The following is a 19,044-nucleotide window of genomic DNA, read 5'->3' on the forward strand; positions in this document are numbered from 1 at the left end:
GCTGGGCTCTGCCGGACTGTCCGGTAAAGGCGCAGGTTCCGTTTCGGGCACTTTGACAGGAGCTTCTGGAGGGGCTTCGGGCATGGAAAGATTCTTGAAAAAGCGTAAGCCGCAGGGCAAGTTCAACCTGCCCCAATCTGGTAAACTACCGCACAATGGCATCGATACCGTATGCAGAATTGTAAAAGTGAAACTTGAGCGAGTCCAATCAGTTGTCCAAATCCGCAGTGAGTAATCGCATAATTGGCTGGCGCGAGTGGATTGCGCTTCCTGAACTGGGCATCGCTCAGATCAAGCCCAAGATCGACACGGGGGCACGCTCCTCCTCGCTTCACGCACGACATATCGAGATCTTCGAGCGGGACGGCAGCCAATGGGTTCGCTTTGAAGTCCAACCGGTACAGCGGAAGAAAGAGCCCAAGCTGATTTGCGAGTCGCCGGTGCTCGAACGTCGCGAAGTGAAAAGCTCCAGCGGCCACGTCACTCGCCGCGTCGTGATTCGCACTCTCGTTGAACTTGCCGGACAGAAATGGCCGATTGATCTAACCTTGGCCTCCCGCGACCAGATGGGGTTTCGTATGCTGTTGGGACGCGAGGCGGTGCGTGGGCGGTTTTTGGTAGACCCTGCAAAGTCGTACCTGCTGGGCCCTAAGCCAAGGAAAAGCAAAGGCAAATGACCGCGTCAGGGTGGCTGGGGACGAGCCACCCGACAGAAAGTTTTTCCATCTCTCAAGGATTCCAATTTTGAAAATCGCCATCCTCTCACGTAACTCGAAACTTTACTCGACGGACCGGCTCAAGCAGGCGGCGATTGATCGGGGGCATGAGGTTTCGATCGTTGACTATCTACGCTGCTACATGGACATCACTTCGCACCGCCCGCAGGTGATCTATCAGGGCAAGCCACTACGCGTCGATGCGGTGATCCCTCGAATTGGAGCGACGCATACGTTCTATGGCACGGCCGTGGTTCGACAGTTCGAGATGAAGGGCGTGTTCGTCGCCAACGAGTCGCAAGCGATTAGTCGGTCGCGCGACAAGCTCCGCAGCTTGCAACTGTTGGCCCGCGATGGAATCGGGCTGCCGGTCACCGGATTTGCTCATTCCACGAAAGATATCGACGGGCTGATCAACTTGGCGGGCGGCTCGCCTTTGGTAATTAAGCTCATCGAAGGCACACAGGGAGTCGGCGTGATTCTCGCGGAGACTAAAAAAGCCGCCCAAGCAGTCATTGAGGCCTTTCGTGGGCTCGACGCGAACATCCTCGTCCAAGAGTTCATCAAGGAAGCTGGCGGTGCTGACCTGCGCTGCTTTGTCGTTGGTGGTCGAGTGATCGCTGCCATGAAACGCCAGGGGCCGGAAGGGGAATTCCGTAGCAACCTCCATCGCGGCGGCAGTGCGGAGAAGATCAAGCTCACGCCCGAGGAACGCAGCACGGCAGTTCGCTCCGCGAAAACGATGGGGCTCAACATTGCCGGTGTCGATATCCTGCGATCCAATCACGGTGCCGTCGTCATGGAAGTAAACTCTTCACCGGGTCTCGAAGGCATCGAAGAAGCAACCAAAGTAGACGTCGCCGGGAAAATCATCGAGTTCATCGAAAAGAACGCGAAGCCCGGAAAGCAACGCGACAAAGGCAAAGGATGATCACCTGTGGCTAAGCCACGAGCGGCAATCAGTGATCCTCTCGAAATCTCCGGCGCCATCGTGCCGCCCGGCGAGCGCGAACGCTTTGAAATCCCCGTAGCCCGCTTACCGACGGGTACTTCGTTATCATTACCTGTGGTAGCAGTGAATGGTCGCTACCCGGGGCCTACCGTCTGGCTCAGTGCTGCGGTCCACGGCGACGAAGTGAACGGCGTTGAAATTATCGGACAGGTTCTCGATCGGCTAAAACCAAAGTCGATGCGCGGCGCGGTGATCGCCACGCCGATCGTGAACGTCTTCGGCTTCAACGCCCAGTCGCGTTACCTGCCCGACCGTCGCGACTTGAATCGCTCCTTCCCAGGCAGCGCAAAGGGCTCGCTCGCCGGGCGATTGGCTCATCTCTTCATGCAGGAGGTCGTGCTGCGGTGCAATTATGGGATCGACCTTCATACCGGCTCAAACCATCGCACAAACCTGCCCCAAATCCGCGGCAACTTGGCTGACCCCGTTACCCGACAACTGGCCGAAGCATTCGCCGCGCCGGTGATCATGCAATCAGGAGCGATCGACGGCTCCCTCCGACGCGCCGCCACCTCTGCTGGGATTCCGACCCTCGTTTACGAAGCGGGCGAGCCTCTGCGGTTCGACGAGTCCGCCATTCAACTCGGCGCCAACGGCATCCTCCGTGTGATGGCGGCCCTCGGGATGCGTCGCACGAGTCCCCGCAAGAAGAAGGCGCACTCGGCAGTCGTCGAATCCACCAAATGGGTTCGTGCCAAGGCAAGCGGTATCCTGCGGCTGACAACCAAGCTCGGCTCACAAGTTGAAGCCAAGCAACCGCTGGGGGTCGTGGCTGATGTGTTCGGTGACGACGCGAAGGAAATCATCTCTCCAGTGGCGGGCCTCGTCATCGGTCACACGAACAACCCGCTGGTCCAACAAGGCGAAGCGGTGGTGCATATCGCGGAGATGATGAGTGATGATCACGCGGATGAAGTGGCGGCGCTGTTGGCGGAGGAGTGAAGCACTCGCTAACGCCGGCTCAGCGCCACCAGCGTCAGATCATCTGGCTTGCTCGGCAACCCCTCGGGTTCGTCGTGCATGCGGCTCCAGGCGGTTCCAGCGAGTCGCGCGGCCACGTCCAACGCCGGGCCGCAGCGGGTGTGGTTGATCACTTCCTCGAGTAGCAGATTATCCCACAGGCCATCGCTCGCTAGGACCAGCATGTCGCGCTGGGCGAGCTTGACCGTGGGGCCAACTTCAACGTGCATCTCTTCGACGCCGATCAGATTGGAAACGAGATGGCGGTCCTCGTGCACCATCGCTTCTTGCTCATTGATGATCCCTGATTCTAACGCGTAGCCGACCGGAGAATGCGCTTTAGTCAGTAGCTTCAACTTGCCGCGCCCGCCGACGAGAATCGCTTGCGAGTCGCCCACGTGAAAGGTTCGCACGGCATTGTCCTCGATCAAAGCGGCGACAAGCGTTGTTGCCGATCCGGTCCCTAATGCGAGCACTTCTTGGTTGGCCGACTCGATACCGTCCATGATGGCGGCACGCAGAGATCGTTCGGGCGGGTTAGACGAAACACTGTTCAAGATTGACTCGACGGCTAGCCGTGCCGCCAGTTCGCCGCTTGCCAAGCCACCGCAGCCGTCGGCTACGATTAGCAGGAGGTTGCCTTCTGACAGCGTGACGACTGCTGCTGCGTCTTCGTTGGTGGTCTCTTTATCAGGACTGCGTGAAGAAAGTACGGCGACAGACATTTCGCCGAACTGAAGCAGCGAAGGCTCCGTATCGTTGCTTTCCAACCACTTCCTTGGCGTAATCGCGGCGATTTCACTTTTCGTGGTCATGGTTGGCTTCGTCATGGTTGGCTTCCGGGCAACCGATGCGAACACCACGGACAGTGGCTCCAATAGTCACCCGCGACGCCCCAGCCGCATTTTCCGCAACGCTGCTTCGCTGACTTGGTCCCCGCATTCAGGGACGACTCTAACGGCCATTTTTTCCGAACCTTCACCCGGCACCAAGGGCAATATCGCATGAAGGGCATCAAGAGCTTTCGCTCGCAACTCTTGTTATGGCAACGACCAGTGTACCGTTTGTCGGAGTATTCCCGATTGGTCTCGACCTCAAACCCTGGCCCGTAGCACCAGGGGCAATACTGCCAGTCGAGTTTCATCCCTCGATTACAACGCGGACAACACTGCGGAAAGTCGGTCTCGCCCTCGTGCTGCCAACGAGGTTTGCCACACCAAGGGCAGCCGGTCATGCATTCGGAGACTGGTCCCTTGCAGGCCGTGCACTCGTGGGTGGGTTTCAGCGAGTTGAACTCGCTGATGAATTGCTTGTGTCGCAGTTCACGCCAATCAGCCGTGTTGAGCTTCCGTCCGCTACGGCTCCCCGACTTGCCCTGGCGAGTGCTCCTCTTGGCGCGTCTGACGCGTTTCTTGATACGCTCGAAAGCGGAGAGCATTGCCCCGGCATGGGCATATCGTTTTGTGGGTGACAGTTCCAGCGCGCGTTGGATGAACGCCACCATCTGGGGCGAGAGCTTTTCTTTGAGTACCTCGATCCCCTCGGGCGGCCAGTCGAAGGGCCAGTCGGGAAGGTATCCGGTGAACATGCGGTACAGCACTAAGCCTAACGCGAACACGTCCGACTGAAATGAGGGACGCCCCATCGCTTGTTCAGGTGCCATGTAACCAAGCGTCCCCGCGCCGGAGGCGTGAATCGTTCGATTCTTCGCGATGCGAGCGACGCCAAAATCGGCGAGCCGCAAACGGTTGCCTTCAAAAATGAGAAAGTTATCTGGCTTGATATCGCAGTGGATGATCTGATTCTCGTGCGCGTAGGCCACACCCGCGAGCATCTGCTTGGTGAAGTCGATCGCTAAGTCCAACGACATCCGCTTCGTCAAACGGTCATCGAGCGTCGACTTACCCAGCAGGCTGACGACCACCAATTGATCGTCAATGATCTCGGCAGTCTTCAACGGAAGAATATTCGGATGATCGAGCTTGGCAATGAGACGCACTTCACGGCGGAAGGCTTCCAACGTTTCTGTATCGACGAGATGGGCGTGAGGGATCTTGAGCGCAACTTGAACGCCTTCGATCGTATCGCGGGCTTGATAAACAACCGCGAACCCGCCCTCGCCGAGCTTACGCTCGATCTGGTACTTGCCAAAGCGTTGACGGGCACGGAGTTTTTTCATTACGGTTCTTGTCATTCCGACGGGAGGCTCGCCGACCGAGGAATCGAGTTCACACTTGAGTTGAGTCAACGAGAGTCCAAGCCAGATTCCTCGGTCGCTGGAAGCTCGGTCGGAATGACACGAACCCGCTACTCAAAGCTTACCTCAAGAACTTCGCCACTCGGCTCTTCGGTGGCAACCAAATCCTTGAATTCTTTCACGTTCTTCCCCTCGCCGACGCGGACCGTGTAGCTGCCGCTGTGAAAGACATGGGGTTGAAATTCATGGGTCGGCAAACGCAGCGAGTAGACCAGCTCGTCATTAGACTGGTCGATCACTTGAACGACTGGCTTGGTCCCCTCCGCAGCAGTGATCTTCGGGAGAAATCCCCGAGACACGCGAGTATAGTTATCCTGCTGGTTGATCGTGACTGGCCAACCGCGGAACTGCTTGGCTCCCTCTTCGGTAACATCCTGGTGACGCGGCCAGCACTCCATGGTGATTTCGCGTTTCGCCTTGTTGAAGCGGATTATCCCATGTCCGGCTGCTTTGTAATTCTCCTTGGTTGGATTCGCGTAGGCGACCATCGTGACCTTGTTTTTGAAGCCATCATAAAAACGGCCTGCAAACTTCAAGTCGGGCAGTTCGCGTTCCGGCGAACCGGGGCCTGCCGAATCCTCCAACGGCCACCACCAGCGCCCGTAGTAGTTGACGATCGAAGGCACGCAGAACGACCAGGGCGCATCCTCCCACTGATTCGTGCCGTGATGGATCACCGTGGCAAGGTGCTGATCGCCGGCGATGTGGAAGGCAAACGCGCGACGCATTTCCTGTAGCGCCCGATTGCGACCACTCTGCGGCCAGCCATTACTATCCAAGTCAGCCAGTAACCGCGCGTCGTACTTGCCGTGGATGTGTGCTCCGCCAGCAAAAATGGTTTGGGAGAGAACCGCCTTCATCTCCGTGCCCTGCCAATCTTGTCCCCACTCGCGCAGGAACTTGAGTTGCCGCTTGCCGAGGAGTTGCGCCTCGGGCAAATCGACCGTCGACGGATCGTACTTCGGATCGTTGATGTGATCGGGCCGCGGGCCTTGTTGAGGGACCAGCCCACCGGGGCCGGTCTTCCACTTGCGGTCTTCGATAATGGCAAAGTCGACACCACCGATGTTCAGTGACGTGTAATAAACGGAGATGTCCTGGCCGACGGGTGTGGCATCGTAAGGATCGGGTAGATGCGCGCACTGAGCTCGCTGCACCATGTTCACATAGTCCGCCGATTTGAAGTAACCACCATCGTCGCCAGCCTGAGTCGTGGCCTTCGCCCCGGCGGCTCCCCACAGGTTGGCCTGACCGACGTCGTGATCGTCGGGGATGGCAACCGTAGGTCGATCCTTAATAATCTCGCCGAACTGTCGTCCGAAGAGTAGCCAGGCATCGTAGTGGCGGTTGTGGTCGTAGCTCTGATCGCCCGAGAAAAACAGCAGGTCCGGGTCTTGCGCTTTGACGTTGTCAACAATGTCTTGCCGAGGTCCGCGATCTTTATTCGAGTTTCCAGTAAACGCCGCAACGACGATCTCTTCTTTATCACGCGGGTTTTTGCGAATCGTGCCTTCGTAGCTCGCCCCGCCAGGATGCGTCAAGCGATAGGGAACTTGCTTGGTGTCGTCCCAATCCTCAATGCGGAAGGTCGTCATCCAGTGCTTTTCGTCGACCTCTTGCTTCTTGGCCGTCTGCCACTGGCCGTTGCGATTCAGTTCCAAAGTAACTTCGCGAGACTCGCCTTCTTGCAGAGGATAGAGCTGTGCACTGAGCTTGAGCACTTTGTCCTGCGTTGTGTAGAGAGCGAAACAAATGACTTTGTCGCGATCGACTTTGGGCGTCTCTAGCGGCACTTGCTTCCAGCCAATGTCGATCGGCTGAGGAGCTTCAGAAGACTCATCACCGTGCGTGCAGCTCACCTGCAACAAAGAGAGAAGAGCGACGAGGCAAAGACGTTGAAAATGGATCGGCTGCATAAAAAGAAATCCCCAAAAAAAGTGATGCTAGAAGACCTGTGACAAGTCTCCTCGATAGCCGTATTCTAAGCGGTCGGTCGACGCATTTCTACAAGACGACACTTCGGCAGAGAATCCAAGAACGTCCGCCCGTACGACTTCGTTTTTACTCGCGGATCGAGGATCACCACCCGCCCGGTGTCGCGCTGGCTGCGCACCAATCGGCCAAAGCCCTGTTTCAGTTTCAAGACGGCTTCGGGCAACTGGTACTCGCGGAAGGGTTGGCCCCCGGCGTCTTTGATCGCTTCCAAACGAGCCTCCAAGAGCGGACGGTCGGGGACGCTGAAGGGCAATTTTGTAATCACGACCAACTGCAACGCATCGCCCGGCACGTCGACTCCCTGCCAGAAGCTATCCGCTCCGAAGAGCACGCTGCGAGGATTCTCCTTGAACAACTCCAGCATCCGGCTGCGCGGCGTGCCATCGGCTTGGCTAATCAGATTGAGATTATTCTTGGCCAACCAGCCGGAGAGCCCTGTGGCGGCCTTGCGCATGGTTTCATAGCTGGTGAACAGCACGAATGCCCGGCCATCGCTTTCGCGAATGAAGTACTTCAGCGCGTCGAGCGACGCCCGTTCGAACGCTTGCCTTTCGCGACTAGGATCGGGCATGTCTGAGAGCGTCACCAGCTCGACTTGGCTCTTGTAGTCAAACGGGCTGTCGAGGGAAAGTGTCTCGCTACCGGTCAGTCCGATCCGCTCTTTGAAAAAGTCAAACGAGCCCCGCCCCCCAACAGCCAGCGTGGCGCTTGTGAGAACGACCGTCTTCACTTCTTGAAAGAGTTGCTCGCGCAGTGCCGGCCCTACATCAACCGGGGCGGCAGCAAGCGTCATCCGCGGCCTTCCGCTGCGTGATTGTTGGATGTCCGCCCAGTAAACGGCTGAATCCATCAACTGCTTGTGCCAAGCATGGACATCACCCGCGAGGCCCAACAGACGATCGTGCGCGGAGGTGAAATCCTGCCGCACGGCCTCGTCTTCGAAACGATCTCCGGCTCGCTTCACTCCAGAAGCCAACGCCTTGAGCTCCGAACTCAGCGGATTGACCACATCCAACGGCTCACGGACGCGGCCATTTTCGGGAGCCCCGCCATCGCGCCACTCCCAGAGATCACCAAAGAATTCGCTCGCCACGTAACGGCAACTATCGACCAGTTTCGTGAGCGACTCCAAACCGTGGCCGACCAGCAGTCCTTTGTTGGTTCGTTCATTATAGAGTCGGCTCAACGTCCAATCGATTTGGCTCGTTGAGATCCGCATCCCCAAGTGATCCGCGGCGACAGCTTCTACCGTATGTGCTTCATCGAGGATCGCCACGTCATAATCAGGCAACAGACTGACGCCTGCACGCCGCAGTGAAAGGTCGCTAAAGAATAGCGCGTGATTCACAACCAGAATCTGCGCATTCTGCACACGTCGGCGATCTTGGTAGTAAAAACACTGACGATACGTCGGGCAGCGACGCCCCATGCAATTGCCGTGGTCGCTGGCGACTTCGTCCCAAACGGCAGGGTTGGGCTGGTAGTCGATATCGGCCAGTGATCCGTCGACAGTTGTCTCACTCCATCGCCGCAGATCGTCGACTTGGTCGTACGCATCGCGGGTCTCAAACAGCGCCGTCGCGCGCGAGTAGGCATTCTTCAAACGCCGCTTGCTCAAGTAGTTCCTCCGTCCCTTCACCAAAACGGCGGTGAACTCTCGCGGAATGACACTATTCAAGAGCGGCAAGTCCTTGGCGATCAACTGCTCCTGCAAACTGATCGTATGCGTGGAGACGACAATCCGCAGTGGCTTCTGTTTCCGAGAATCCTCTTCGCCGGCCGTCGTGGCGGCGAGAATCGCGGGCGTGAGATAGGCGAAGCTCTTCCCGACACCCGTGCCTGCCTCGACGACGAGATGTCTTTCGTGCTCAATCGCGTTGGCCACGGCCGCGGCCATTTCAAGCTGCTGGGGACGCTCTTCGTAATTGGCAATCCGTATTGCAATCGAACCGTCGGGGCCGAGGATATCGTGGGCGGTCAGCGGTGTGACGGGGGCATCCATGCTTGGTTGTTAGAAGCGCGGCTAAGCCGACGAGCGGCCTGCTCTTGAGGAACTATCTTGGCCGTGCCGTGATGGTCCCTTCTTCAGGACTGCTGGCTGTGGCGTAGAGCTTTTTGGGGATGCGGCCCGCGAGGTACGATTTCCGTCCCGCTTGAATCGCATGTTGCATCGCTTCGGCCATCATCACTGGATCGGCTGCATGGGCCACAGCCGTGTTGAGCAGTACCCCGTCGACGCCCAGTTCCATTGCTGCCGCCACGTCACTCGCTCCGCCCACACCGGCGTCCATGATCACGGGATAGTCGGGATCGTCCTCTTTGAGATACTCCAAACAGATACGGATGTTGTTGGGATTCAGCACGCCTTGTCCCGAGCCGATCGGACTGCCCGCAGGCATCACGCTCGTCGCACCGGCTTCTTTCAGTCGGCGGGCGACGATCGGATCGTCGCTTGTGTAGACCAGCACCTGAAAACCGTCAGCAACCAGCCGCTCGGTCGCATCAATCGTAGCCACGGGGTCCGGCAAAAGGGTCTTGGTGTCGGCCAAACATTCCAGTTTCACCCAGTCAGCTCCGGGGTTTTCCAAACCAAGGAGGATCTCACGCCCCAGCTTCGCCACCCGCACGGCATCGTCCGCGTTGAAGCAGCCTGCGGTGTTGGGAAGCAAGGTGTACCGCGAGGTATCCACGAAGTCGAGCAGGTTGTTCCCCTCCGCATCAATCAGCCGCTCGCGCCGCACGGCGACGGTAATGCAATCGGTTCCGCAAGCCTCAAGCGACTGGCCCATCTGCTCGTACGTAGCGTACTTCCCTGTGCCGACGATCAGGCGGCTGGAAAGCGTGTGCGTTCCGATGGTGAGTTCGTCAGCGGTGGTGAGTTCTATCGGCATGGTGTATTGGTATCAGTAGTTCCGGCAGGCTGTTAGCCTGCGGCTGCCTGCGTTTGCAAATAGTGATGATAGCCGCGTGCTAACAGCACGCCGGTGCCTTGCTAGACAATCATCCCCCGCCAACCAGAGTGACGATCTCGATTCGGTCGCCCTCGGAAAGCTCGGTCGTCGCGTGTTCGGTGCGTGGGGCTAGCTCGAGGTTCCGCTCGACGGCTAAACTGCGAGCGTCGAGTTCGAGTTCTTTGAGCAAGTCGGCGACAGTAGAACCTTCGACGATGTCACGAGGCTCACCGTTGAGTTGAATCTGCATGGGGGCAACTTCGCTCGTATTCTACCCGTCGGCTTACGCCTGACGGCTCTTTGACTTTTCAACTCTTACTCTTCACCACGCACAAAGGCAGTTCGAAACGGCCCGCCATCAACCAACACGAATTGGCCCTTTTGTGGAGCGCCTTTGGCGTTCATGCTGCTATTGAAAGGCAAAGCGTAAGCAAATACTTGCCCACTGGTGGCTTCGGCAATGTAAATCAGGCTACTACCCAACCGAGCATTCCCCCGACCCCCCGGCAAATCTGCTAAGCCGGTCACCATCAAATACTTGGGGCTCTGTGCCTGCGTGCCGAAGTCCGCTTGGATGTTGTACTCATAGAAGGCTGTAAACTTGCCGGTGCGACGGCTGATGACTGCTGCACGAAGGTCGCCTGTGAGATAGTCAAGAAAGTAAAACGCTTCGATCCCTTGATCGACCAATCCCGTGGCGATGGCGAAGTTGTCTTCTCCTTGCGAGGCGGTCGCCTTCACTTGAGTACTGCCGAACTGTCCCGACCAAAAAGCCATCGCCCCCATGCCTGTAGCGCCGCCAACGATAAAGAGGGCGAGCGTATTGACCAAGCCTTGCCAACGGGCAGTTTGATTTGAGTCAGTCATGCGAACGGTTCCGGAGAGGGAAGAGATGTCGTCACTGTCGATAATCATCCTACCGCGTTAACGCAAACGAATCCAGGTCCAAGCAATCCATTGCTGCATCACCTAGCCCCTAGCGAAAGCTATGGGTTGAAGTGCTTATTGATTCTATCCCCTTTCAAATGCCAAACCCCTGGCTTGCGCCAGGGGCTAGGGGTCTCTTGTGAGCTTGAAATCGAGCGATCGTTATTCATCACCGCCGGTGAATCGCATCACGTAGTACAACAAGATCAGCACTGACTGCAACGTCCCAGCTACATAGGTCCAAGCGGCAGCGTTCAGGACGCTGTTCACTTGTCCCATCTCATTGGAGGGAACCATGCCATGTTCTACCAGCAAGGCTTTCGCACGGTTACTGGCGTCGAATTCGACCGGCAGATTCACTAGCTGAAAGGCCACTACGCATCCGAACGCGATGATCCCGGCATACACCAACTGTTGCAAGCCGAGACCAATACCGGCAAAGAGAATCAGCATTCCCATGCTGCCACCGAAATTCGCTGCAGGGACAGCCATGTTCCGTACAACCAACGGTGCATAACCCTTGGCGTCTTGAAGAGCGTGCCCCGCCTCGTGAGCGGCAATGCCGACTGCCGCCATCGAGTTTGCGCCATACACACCCTGGCTAAGCCGCAGCACCTTATCACGCGGGTCGTAATGATCGGTCAGCTCGCCGCCGATTGGCTCGATGCCGACGTCCTGCAATCCGGCATAATCCAAGATGCGTCGGGCAGCCGCGGCACCACTCAATCGAGCCGGCATCTGCGAGGCCTCAGAGTAAGCCGAACGGACCTTCGCCTGGGCCCAGAACGCGAGCAGCAAACCCGGTGCAAGGTAGACGAAGTACATGGGGTCGAAAATCATCTCATTAACTCCTAATAACGATTTCTTCCGCTGTCAGCGGCTATTTTAGAGTTCTGCTGGTCTGTTTCTACGCAGGAAGCGAACTTCTGGTTTGAATAGGGCGTAAAATAGGGTAATTTCATAGGTGACAGCGAGGCAGATTTCCTGATTTTTCGGATTCTTCGACCGACGCTGCTGAAGGGCAAACCGCATTTCCTGTGGAGAGTTGACCATGCAAGCCACCGAAAACCCGTATGCTCCATCCAACTTCACCATGGCCGCCCACGCTGAGGCGAGCGAGCGGGCAACGTTTATTGCCAAAACGTATGCCCACCTCGCGGGAGCGATTCTCGCGTTTGTTGCCCTAACCGCCGTCTTGGTGAATGCGTCGTTTACGCCGGGGCTCATTGAACTCATGCTGGGCAACCGTATAAGTTGGCTGATCGTCCTTGGCATTTTCATGGGCGTCAACTGGATGGCGGATAGTTGGGCCAGATCATCAACTTCCCAGGGGATTCAGTACGCAGGCTTGGGACTTTGTGTGATTGCTTGGTCTATCATTTTCACGCCTCTCCTGTACATCGCCTCGACTCACTTTAGTGGAGTCATTGCAACCGCAGGCATCACCACGCTGGCACTGTTTGGGGTCCTGACGGCAATCGTGTTCATCACCCGCCAAGACTTTTCGTTTTTGCGTGGCGTGCTCATGTTTGGCGGAATCGCAGCGATGGGCTTGATTGCTTGTGCAATCATTTTCAACTTCAGCTTGGGCCCGATCTTTACTTATGCGATGATCGCGCTGGCCTGTGGCTACATTCTGTACGACACCTCGAACGTGATGCTGCACTATCGCACGGATCAGTACGTAGCGGCCTCGCTAGCGTTGTTCGCTTCGGTGGCACTTCTGTTCTGGTACATCTTGCAATTGTTTATGTCGGCGGATGACTAGCATCCGATCGATAGAAGGTTTTCTTGCGAAGTAAGCACATGAGCGAGCTGCCGCGTATGACAACTCGCTGTGTGTTTTTTTGCCTGCTTTGTCTGCTGACAGGCTGTCAACAGGGCGAGCCCGCCGCGAGCGGCGGGGCGAAACGGGCTCCACAAGCGAAGCTGCCTTCTGAGGAAGAACTGCGCGAGCTGGTGGATCGTACGCTCGAATTCACCGAGCATGGCCGCGTTCTCGACCTCGACACGCAAGCAGCATGGCAGATATTGCATGGCGTGCTGGCCTTTGGGCGAGACTTCACGATGCGCACCAGCGACGGCCCCGAGAACGTCCTCGATTGGGTTTTCTCCGGCAAGCCGATGAAGGGCTGGACACTCGAACCCGGCCAAGTCGGCCTGCGGGCTACGATTGAGCCCGGCAAGTTCGGCCAGGGGCACGAGGATCAGTGGCTGGCGGTGATCTCACAATGCGGGGTGCCGATCAAACAACCTCTTGAGATTTCGGGGCAGGAAGAAAAGTACACCCTCTACGATCTGCTCAAACAGGCGATGTTCGATTGCTACGAAGGGAAGGAAAGTAGCTGGACGCTGATCGCGCTCTCGCAATACCTCGACCCGATCGACCAGACATGGACGGGCCGCGATGGCGAGCAGTGGTCCCTGGAGCGACTCGCCGGGATGGAAGCTGGACCGACTTTGGACGAAACCGCTGGCCAAGCCAAAGTGAACGAGGGTGCCTGTGGCGGAACGCACCGCGTGATTGGGCTGGCGATGGCACTGAATCGTTACCGTGCGAAGTACCCTGACCGAAAACTCTCCGGCGGTTGGCTAGCGGCCCAAAAACGGATCGCTTGGGCCATTGCACAGTCCAAAAAGCATCAACTTCCCAGCGGAGCTTTCTCGATTCAGTACTTCATGCGTCCGGCAAACAGCGGCAACTTGGCTGAGCACCTCGCCAGCACGGGGCACACGCTGGAATTTCTCTCCGTCGCTTTACCGACCGCGGAACTGAAAGAACCGTGGGTGCAGCGGTCGGTGGTTTATCTCTGCAACTTGCTAGAAAGAAGCAAAGAGCTAGACCTGGAGTGCGGGGCACTCTATCACGCGGCCCACGGGTTGGTGTTGTATCGGCAACGTGTCTTCGACTCGCAAGAGTCTTCCGTGGCAATCAGTTCGCAGTGATAGTCTCCCGAGCTTCCCAACCACTCTCGTCACGCTCGATCCGATGATAGAGCGTATCACGCTCAATCGGCTCGCGACCCGCTTCTTCAATCAGGCGGCGCAGTTCGGCGACGCTCATCATTTCGGGCGTCTCAGCCCCCGCGTCGTGGTAGATCAACTCGTGCCGCACCGTGCCGTCGATATCGTCCGCTCCGTAGCTCAACGCAATTTGAGCCGAGCCGATGCCGAGCATGATCCAATACGCCTTGATATGCGGAATGTTATCCAGCATCAAACGGCTAATCGCCATGGTCCGCAAGTCTTCCGGTCCGGATGGCTTCTTGATATGTGAAAGACCTGTGTTGTCAGGGTGGAATGCCAAAGGAATGAACGTCTGGAAGCCGCCTGTCTCATCCTGCAATTCCCTAAGCCGGATCAAGTGATCGATCCGATGGAACGGTTGCTCGATGTGCCCATAGAGCATCGTGCAGTTGGTCCGCAGGCCAAGCTCGTGAGCCGTGCGATGTGTTTCGAACCAGCGTGACGAGTCCGCCTTGTGTTCGCAAATCTGGTTGCGGACCTCGGGGTGGAAAATCTCTGCCCCGCCACCGGGCATACTACCGAGGCCCGCTTCGATCATATCTTCCAACACCCAGCGGATCGGTTTCTTGGTGAGACGTTCAAACCAATCGATCTCGACCGGCGTCCACGCCTTGAGATGCAGGTTCGGATACGCGTCGTGCAGCAGGCTAATGACTTTGCGATACCATTCGTACTTCGCCTGATGGTGTAGCCCGCCAACGATGTGCATTTCGGTGCAGCCATTGTTTACCGCTTCCTGCCCACGGGCGAGTACTTGCTCGTCGTTCATCCAGTAGCTCTTCGCATCGCGCAGATCGGCACGAAAGGCACAGAAGGTACAACGGTAAACGCAAACATTCGTCGGGTTGAGGTGCGTATTGATATTGTAGTAAGCGGCATTGCCGTTCTTACGCTCGCGCACCAAGTTAGCCAGCTCGCCCAGTTCAGGCAGCGGCACCTTGGGGTCGTACAGCAGGAGCCCGTCGTCAAAGGAAAGCCGCTCACCGGCTTCGACCTTTTCGCGAATGGGGGCGAGGACGGGGGTAGAGGTTCTTAGCATGGAAAGCGAATGGAAAGGGTCGACGGGTTGGTGAATGACCAATGTCCAGGTCTAAATGACCAATTGGCTTTGGCGACTCCGGACGACATTGGTCATTTGGAATTGGACATTGGTCATTGAAGCACTAAGTCTAAGGTGCCAACCGCTAGGAGCCCAAGGCTTATCACGGCATTCACGTTGAAAAAGGCCGTGTTGACCCGGTCAAGGTCGTCGGGCTTCACCAGAGAATGCTCGTAAATTAGCAGCGCAGCAACGGCAACTACGCCGGCGATGTAGATCCAGCCGAACGCTGGGTAGGCCCAGATGAGAGCTGCCAGAAAGAGAATCGTCCCCAGGTGGCAAACCGCGGCCAGTCGCAGGGCACCGGGGACGCCGAGCTTGACGGGGACGCTGTGCAACTTGGCTTCGCGGTCGAAATCGACATCCTGGCAGGCGTAAAGGATGTCGAAACCGGCGACCCAAGTGAGGACCGCCCCGCCGAGTACTGCTGGGGCGAGTAGGTCTGTGGGGTTTGCGAGGACGGTTTGGCCGCGGATGGCAATCCAAGCGGCCAACGGCGAAGACGCAAGCGCGGCGCCAAGCCAAAAGTGGGCCAGGGAAGTGAATCGCTTCGTCAGGCTGTAGCCAAAGAGAAACAGCAGAACAGGGACGCTCAAGTATAGCGGCAAGCGATTCGGTAAAAACAACAATGTGCTGGCGATGAACGCGAGGCTCGTGAAAGTCGTGAATATTGTGACTTGTGTCGTGCTGAGGATCCCCGCCGGCAAGTGCCTTCCAGAGGTACGCGGATTCCCAGCGTCGATCTTGCGATCAACCAGCCGATTAAACGCCATCGCCGCACTGCGAGCGGTGACCATGCAGAGGAGGATGCCGAGGAGCTCTTGAGGGCGTATTTGCAACTTAGACAATTCGAAGCCGCCGAGATCCAGCGTCATGCCAAAGATGGTCAGCCTAATTCCCTCAACGAATTCTACTGTCGCGGACTCAAGCGATCTCAATCGCCAAGCCATCACCGCCGCCAACAACGCAAATGGCAGCGCGAAAATGGTGTGGCTAAAGCGGATCAGCGAGAGAAAGTGGCGGGCGGTCTTGAGCATTGATCAGATAGTAGCCCTATCGCTCCGCGATAGGAAATGCGGAAGCTGGAAAGAATTACTTTCATTAAAAAAGTAAAGTACGTCCTTGAGGGTACTGCTTTCCTGTCGCGGAGCGACAGGGCTACTCTTGGCCCCAGCGTTTGATCAGGCAGTTGTCGACGCCGAGTTGGTCGCATATTCTGGCTACGATGAAGTCCACTAAGTCGCGGAGCGTACTCACCCCGTGGTACCAACCGGGCGAAGCGGGAAGGATCACCGCACCTGCTTCGCTCGCTTTTCGCATGTTCTCAATCGCTGGTCGTGAAAGCGGGGCCTCACGAGGAACGAGAATCAGTTTTCGTCCTTCCTTGAGATGCACTTCCGCGGCCCGTTGAATCAGATTGCCTGCCGCTCCATGTGCCACGGCACTGAGCGTCGTCCCTGAACATGGCGTGATGACCATTCCTTCGGTGACGAACGAACCGCTAGCGATTGGCGTCATGAAGTCTTGCCAGTGGTGGTAATGCAACTCGCCCACCGGTCGTGCTTCGACCGACAACACATTGCTATCAGCGGTTCCGATGCCCGCCGAGGCTTGCAACAGTTTGATCTTGCTATCCGAGGCATTCGTCACATCATGCAGCATCAGGTCCGCGGGTCGGAAATCCTTCAGATCGATCGTGAGATCCATCTCCTGCTTAATGACAGCCGCGCCCGAAGGGCTAATCGAAAGATGTACGTCGTGCCCCGTGGCGAGCAGCACCTCGATGAGCCGCAGCGAGTAGACAGCGCCACTCGCGCCGGTGATTCCAATGCAGATGTTTTTCATAGTAGGCGGTAGGCAGTAAGCAGTAGGCAGTGCGGGTGCATCAGTCTTCTTCTGGTCATAGTCCTATGGTTCGAGCGACTTCTTCAATCCGTTCAGAAGTCTGCCAACTTCGCTAGCTGACGATAGCAGGGAATCTTGTTGCGAGCGTTCAATATATTTTAATCGACACGCGATCATAATCTGAGTTTCGGCCTCACGCAAAGAGCCATGTGCAATTGAGAGGAAACGCCTGAAGTCCGCCTCAGAAAAACGACCTTGGCCCTCGGCAATGTTCGATGGAATCGAAACTGCGCATCTTCTCAACTGTGAACACAGTCCGAACTTCTCATCACTGGGAAAAGAGTTTGCTGTTTTATAGACCTCTTCAACAAAGTCCATCGACTTCTGCCAAACAACTAGGTCTTGATAATTCCGAGACACGAGAGACACCCATCATTTGTCCAACAACAACAACTGCTTACTGCCCACTGCCTACTGCCTACTTTTCACGCCAACATAAAGCGTCGCCACGCCGAAGGTAAGTCCACGGTAAGTGACATCGCTCAACCCCACGGCACGCATTCGCTGAGCAAGTTGTTCTCCCTGGGGAAACTCCCCGACGCTCTCCGGCAAATAGTCATAAGCACTCGCCTCATTTCGTGCGAGCCATTGTCCCAGTTTAGGCAGCACGTTGCGGAAGTACCAACCGTAGACGGCTTTGAAGGGTTGCCAGCGCGGGGTGCTGAATTCGAGCACGGCCACCTTGCCGCCCGGCTTGCAGACGCGGGTCATCTCGGTGAGACCGGCATCGGTGTCCGCCACGTTTCTCAAACCGAAGGCGACGCTCACGATGTCGAACTCGCCGTCGGGAAAAGGGAGATTCTGCGTGTCGGCTTCCAGGAAAGTGAGCTCTCCGCTGGCGCCGGCTTTCTGTCCCTTTTGCTCGCCGAGGGCTAGCATCTCATGGCAGAAGTCGGTGCCGACGATCTCTGCCTTACCTTTCGATGCCTTGCGATACGCTAGGGCCAAGTCCCCCGTACCGGTACAGACGTCAAGAATCTTCATCCCCGATTCAGGAGCCACTCGCCGAACGGTCCGCCAGCGCCAGTAGTAGTCCGTACCCATCGAGAGCAGGTGATTCATCCGATCGTATCGACCAGCAATTTGGCCAAACATCTTGCGGACTTTAGGGCCTGACTTGTCGACCATTGTGGGAGGGATGAAGGTAGAGGGATGAAGAATGATGTCTGCTTGCGGTTCACTTAACGAGCCAAGAAGCGTTAGCTCTCGGGTCTTCGCATTGCGAATTTTTGAATTATCGCAGTACAATCACGCGTTCGCTAGCGCCAACCGAAGCGGTCGCATAACGGTTAACGCTCTAGATCGGGCCTCCAGGCCTGAGCAGTACTCTAACCAGCTTCAACTCAGGCCTGGAGGCTCGAGCTACTATTTTGAAAACTCTCTCCATCCACTACTTGCCGCAATTTGTTGCTGAGGCCGACTTGGCTGGCTCAACGGTCGTTGTGGTCGATCTGCTCCGCGCTTCGACGACCATTTGCTACGCGCTGGCGAATGGCGCGACTGCCGTCCGGCCATTCTTGGAGGTCGCTGGTGTCGCCCAGGCTGTCGCGGATTACGATAGGGACGAGGTAAAGCTCGGTGGTGAGCGTGGGGGCGAGATTCTCGAAGGGTTCGACCTGGGGAACTCTCCCCATGAATACACCGCCGGCGAGGTCTTCGGCCAGACGATCCTCTTCACAACCACCAATGGAACGCGGGCACTGCTGCACGCACGCCTAGCTCAGCGAACCGTGATCGGTGCCGCCGTGAATCGGCAATCGGTCACTGAAGCAATCGCCGACGAAGGGGACATCCACATTCTCTGTGCTGGCACGGCAGGGGTTGTCACGCGGGAAGACATCCTCGCAGCCGGGGCGATCGCCGCTGAGCTTTTGGCTTCCGGAGCAAGAACGACCAACGAGTGGGCCGAAGCGGCTGTCCGCGAGTGGCAGGAGTTGGTCAACACAGCCCGCGTGCTGGGACGGAGCGTCAGCGAACAATTCGCCGAGGAACTAAAAACCACCCCCGGTGGTAAGAACCTGCTGGCCATCGGCCAAGACGAGGATTTGCCCCTCTGTGCACAGCTCGACGTGCTGGACGTCGTGCCGGAGTTGAACCAGCCCGATTCTGATGGTAGTGGGGGACTCATTGTCTTGCGGTAGAGAATCTAAAGTTCGCTCGCTAAACTATGTGGCTCTACGAATACGAATCTCGAT

19 protein-coding genes are annotated in these 19,044 nt (G+C 57.1%); 6 read left to right on the forward strand and 13 right to left on the reverse strand.

What is annotated here, in order from left to right; all coding sequences use genetic code 11:
- Positions 1-227: 227 nt before the first annotated feature.
- From RIB44_14935 to RIB44_14945, 3 genes are all read left to right on the forward strand, one after another.
- The gene (locus tag RIB44_14935) at positions 228-677 is read left to right on the forward strand and encodes an ATP-dependent zinc protease (GenBank protein ID MEQ8617866.1); all 450 of its coding nucleotides are present in this window, start codon (positions 228-230) and stop codon (positions 675-677) included.
- 67 nt (positions 678-744) lie between these two features.
- Positions 745-1,647, forward strand: a complete 903-nt coding sequence (gene rimK, locus RIB44_14940) for a 30S ribosomal protein S6--L-glutamate ligase (GenBank protein MEQ8617867.1) — start codon at positions 745-747, stop codon at positions 1,645-1,647.
- Positions 1,648-1,653: 6 nt separating this feature from the next.
- The gene (locus RIB44_14945; protein ID MEQ8617868.1) at positions 1,654-2,670 is read left to right on the forward strand and encodes a succinylglutamate desuccinylase/aspartoacylase family protein; all 1,017 of its coding nucleotides are present in this window, start codon (positions 1,654-1,656) and stop codon (positions 2,668-2,670) included.
- 8 nt (positions 2,671-2,678) lie between these two features.
- On the opposite strand, the gene RIB44_14950 is transcribed toward RIB44_14945, so the two are convergent.
- From RIB44_14950 to RIB44_14985, 8 genes are all read right to left on the reverse strand, one after another.
- Positions 2,679-3,518, reverse strand: coding sequence for a protein phosphatase 2C domain-containing protein (locus RIB44_14950; protein ID MEQ8617869.1), 840 nt, complete (start codon positions 3,516-3,518; stop codon positions 2,679-2,681).
- On the reverse strand, positions 3,515-4,867 hold the full coding sequence (locus RIB44_14955) for a serine/threonine-protein kinase (GenBank protein MEQ8617870.1): 1,353 nt from the start codon (positions 4,865-4,867) through the stop codon (positions 3,515-3,517). The genes RIB44_14950 and RIB44_14955 overlap by 4 nt, the downstream gene beginning before the upstream one ends.
- Positions 4,868-4,995: 128 nt before the next feature.
- Complete coding sequence (locus RIB44_14960) at positions 4,996-6,861, reverse strand: hypothetical protein (protein MEQ8617871.1); 1,866 nt, start codon at positions 6,859-6,861, stop codon at positions 4,996-4,998.
- 65 nt (positions 6,862-6,926) lie between these two features.
- Positions 6,927-8,942 (reverse strand): helicase C-terminal domain-containing protein, encoded by a 2,016-nt coding sequence (locus RIB44_14965; protein MEQ8617872.1) that lies wholly within the window; start codon positions 8,940-8,942, stop codon positions 6,927-6,929.
- Positions 8,943-8,994: 52 nt separating this feature from the next.
- The gene (locus RIB44_14970; protein MEQ8617873.1) at positions 8,995-9,831 is read right to left on the reverse strand and encodes a thiazole synthase; all 837 of its coding nucleotides are present in this window, start codon (positions 9,829-9,831) and stop codon (positions 8,995-8,997) included.
- Between the two features lie 109 nt (positions 9,832-9,940).
- Positions 9,941-10,141 (reverse strand): sulfur carrier protein ThiS, encoded by a 201-nt coding sequence (gene thiS / locus RIB44_14975; GenBank protein MEQ8617874.1) that lies wholly within the window; start codon positions 10,139-10,141, stop codon positions 9,941-9,943.
- A 65-nt stretch (positions 10,142-10,206) separates the two neighbouring features.
- Entirely contained in the window at positions 10,207-10,758 is a 552-nt protein-coding gene (locus RIB44_14980) for a hypothetical protein (protein ID MEQ8617875.1), read from the reverse strand.
- A 222-nt stretch (positions 10,759-10,980) separates the two neighbouring features.
- A complete protein-coding gene (locus RIB44_14985; GenBank protein MEQ8617876.1) occupies positions 10,981-11,658 on the reverse strand; it encodes a zinc metallopeptidase in 678 nt (225 codons plus the stop codon).
- Positions 11,659-11,869: 211 nt separating this feature from the next.
- On the opposite strand from RIB44_14985, the gene RIB44_14990 reads away from it, so the two are divergent.
- Both RIB44_14990 and RIB44_14995 read left to right on the forward strand, forming a co-directional pair.
- On the forward strand, positions 11,870-12,586 hold the full coding sequence (locus RIB44_14990) for a Bax inhibitor-1 family protein (GenBank protein MEQ8617877.1): 717 nt from the start codon (positions 11,870-11,872) through the stop codon (positions 12,584-12,586).
- Positions 12,587-12,642: 56 nt separating this feature from the next.
- The gene (locus RIB44_14995) at positions 12,643-13,764 is read left to right on the forward strand and encodes an ADP-ribosylation factor-directed GTPase activating protein isoform b (protein ID MEQ8617878.1); all 1,122 of its coding nucleotides are present in this window, start codon (positions 12,643-12,645) and stop codon (positions 13,762-13,764) included.
- Here RIB44_14995 and mqnE read toward each other — a convergent pair.
- The 5 genes from mqnE to ubiE form a co-directional block, all read right to left on the reverse strand.
- On the reverse strand, positions 13,751-14,884 hold the full coding sequence (mqnE, locus tag RIB44_15000) for an aminofutalosine synthase MqnE (protein MEQ8617879.1): 1,134 nt from the start codon (positions 14,882-14,884) through the stop codon (positions 13,751-13,753). The two genes, RIB44_14995 and mqnE, sit on opposite strands and share 14 nt — an antisense overlap.
- Positions 14,885-14,997: 113 nt before the next feature.
- On the reverse strand, positions 14,998-15,981 hold the full coding sequence (locus tag RIB44_15005) for a UbiA-like polyprenyltransferase (protein MEQ8617880.1): 984 nt from the start codon (positions 15,979-15,981) through the stop codon (positions 14,998-15,000).
- Between the two features lie 121 nt (positions 15,982-16,102).
- The gene (locus tag RIB44_15010) at positions 16,103-16,789 is read right to left on the reverse strand and encodes a flavin prenyltransferase UbiX (protein ID MEQ8617881.1); all 687 of its coding nucleotides are present in this window, start codon (positions 16,787-16,789) and stop codon (positions 16,103-16,105) included.
- A 63-nt stretch (positions 16,790-16,852) separates the two neighbouring features.
- A complete protein-coding gene (locus tag RIB44_15015; protein MEQ8617882.1) occupies positions 16,853-17,218 on the reverse strand; it encodes a four helix bundle protein in 366 nt (121 codons plus the stop codon).
- A 42-nt stretch (positions 17,219-17,260) separates the two neighbouring features.
- Positions 17,261-17,977: a bifunctional demethylmenaquinone methyltransferase/2-methoxy-6-polyprenyl-1,4-benzoquinol methylase UbiE gene (gene ubiE / locus RIB44_15020; protein MEQ8617883.1), complete on the reverse strand. Its 717-nt coding sequence runs from the start codon at positions 17,975-17,977 to the stop codon at positions 17,261-17,263.
- A gap of 242 nt (positions 17,978-18,219) precedes the next feature.
- On the opposite strand from ubiE, the gene RIB44_15025 reads away from it, so the two are divergent.
- Positions 18,220-18,990 (forward strand): 2-phosphosulfolactate phosphatase, encoded by a 771-nt coding sequence (locus RIB44_15025; GenBank protein ID MEQ8617884.1) that lies wholly within the window; start codon positions 18,220-18,222, stop codon positions 18,988-18,990.
- The last annotated feature ends 54 nt before the right edge of the window (positions 18,991-19,044 follow it).

The sequence above is a fragment of the Lacipirellulaceae bacterium genome (assembly GCA_040218535.1).
Lineage (GTDB): Bacteria > Planctomycetota > Planctomycetia > Pirellulales > Lacipirellulaceae > Adhaeretor.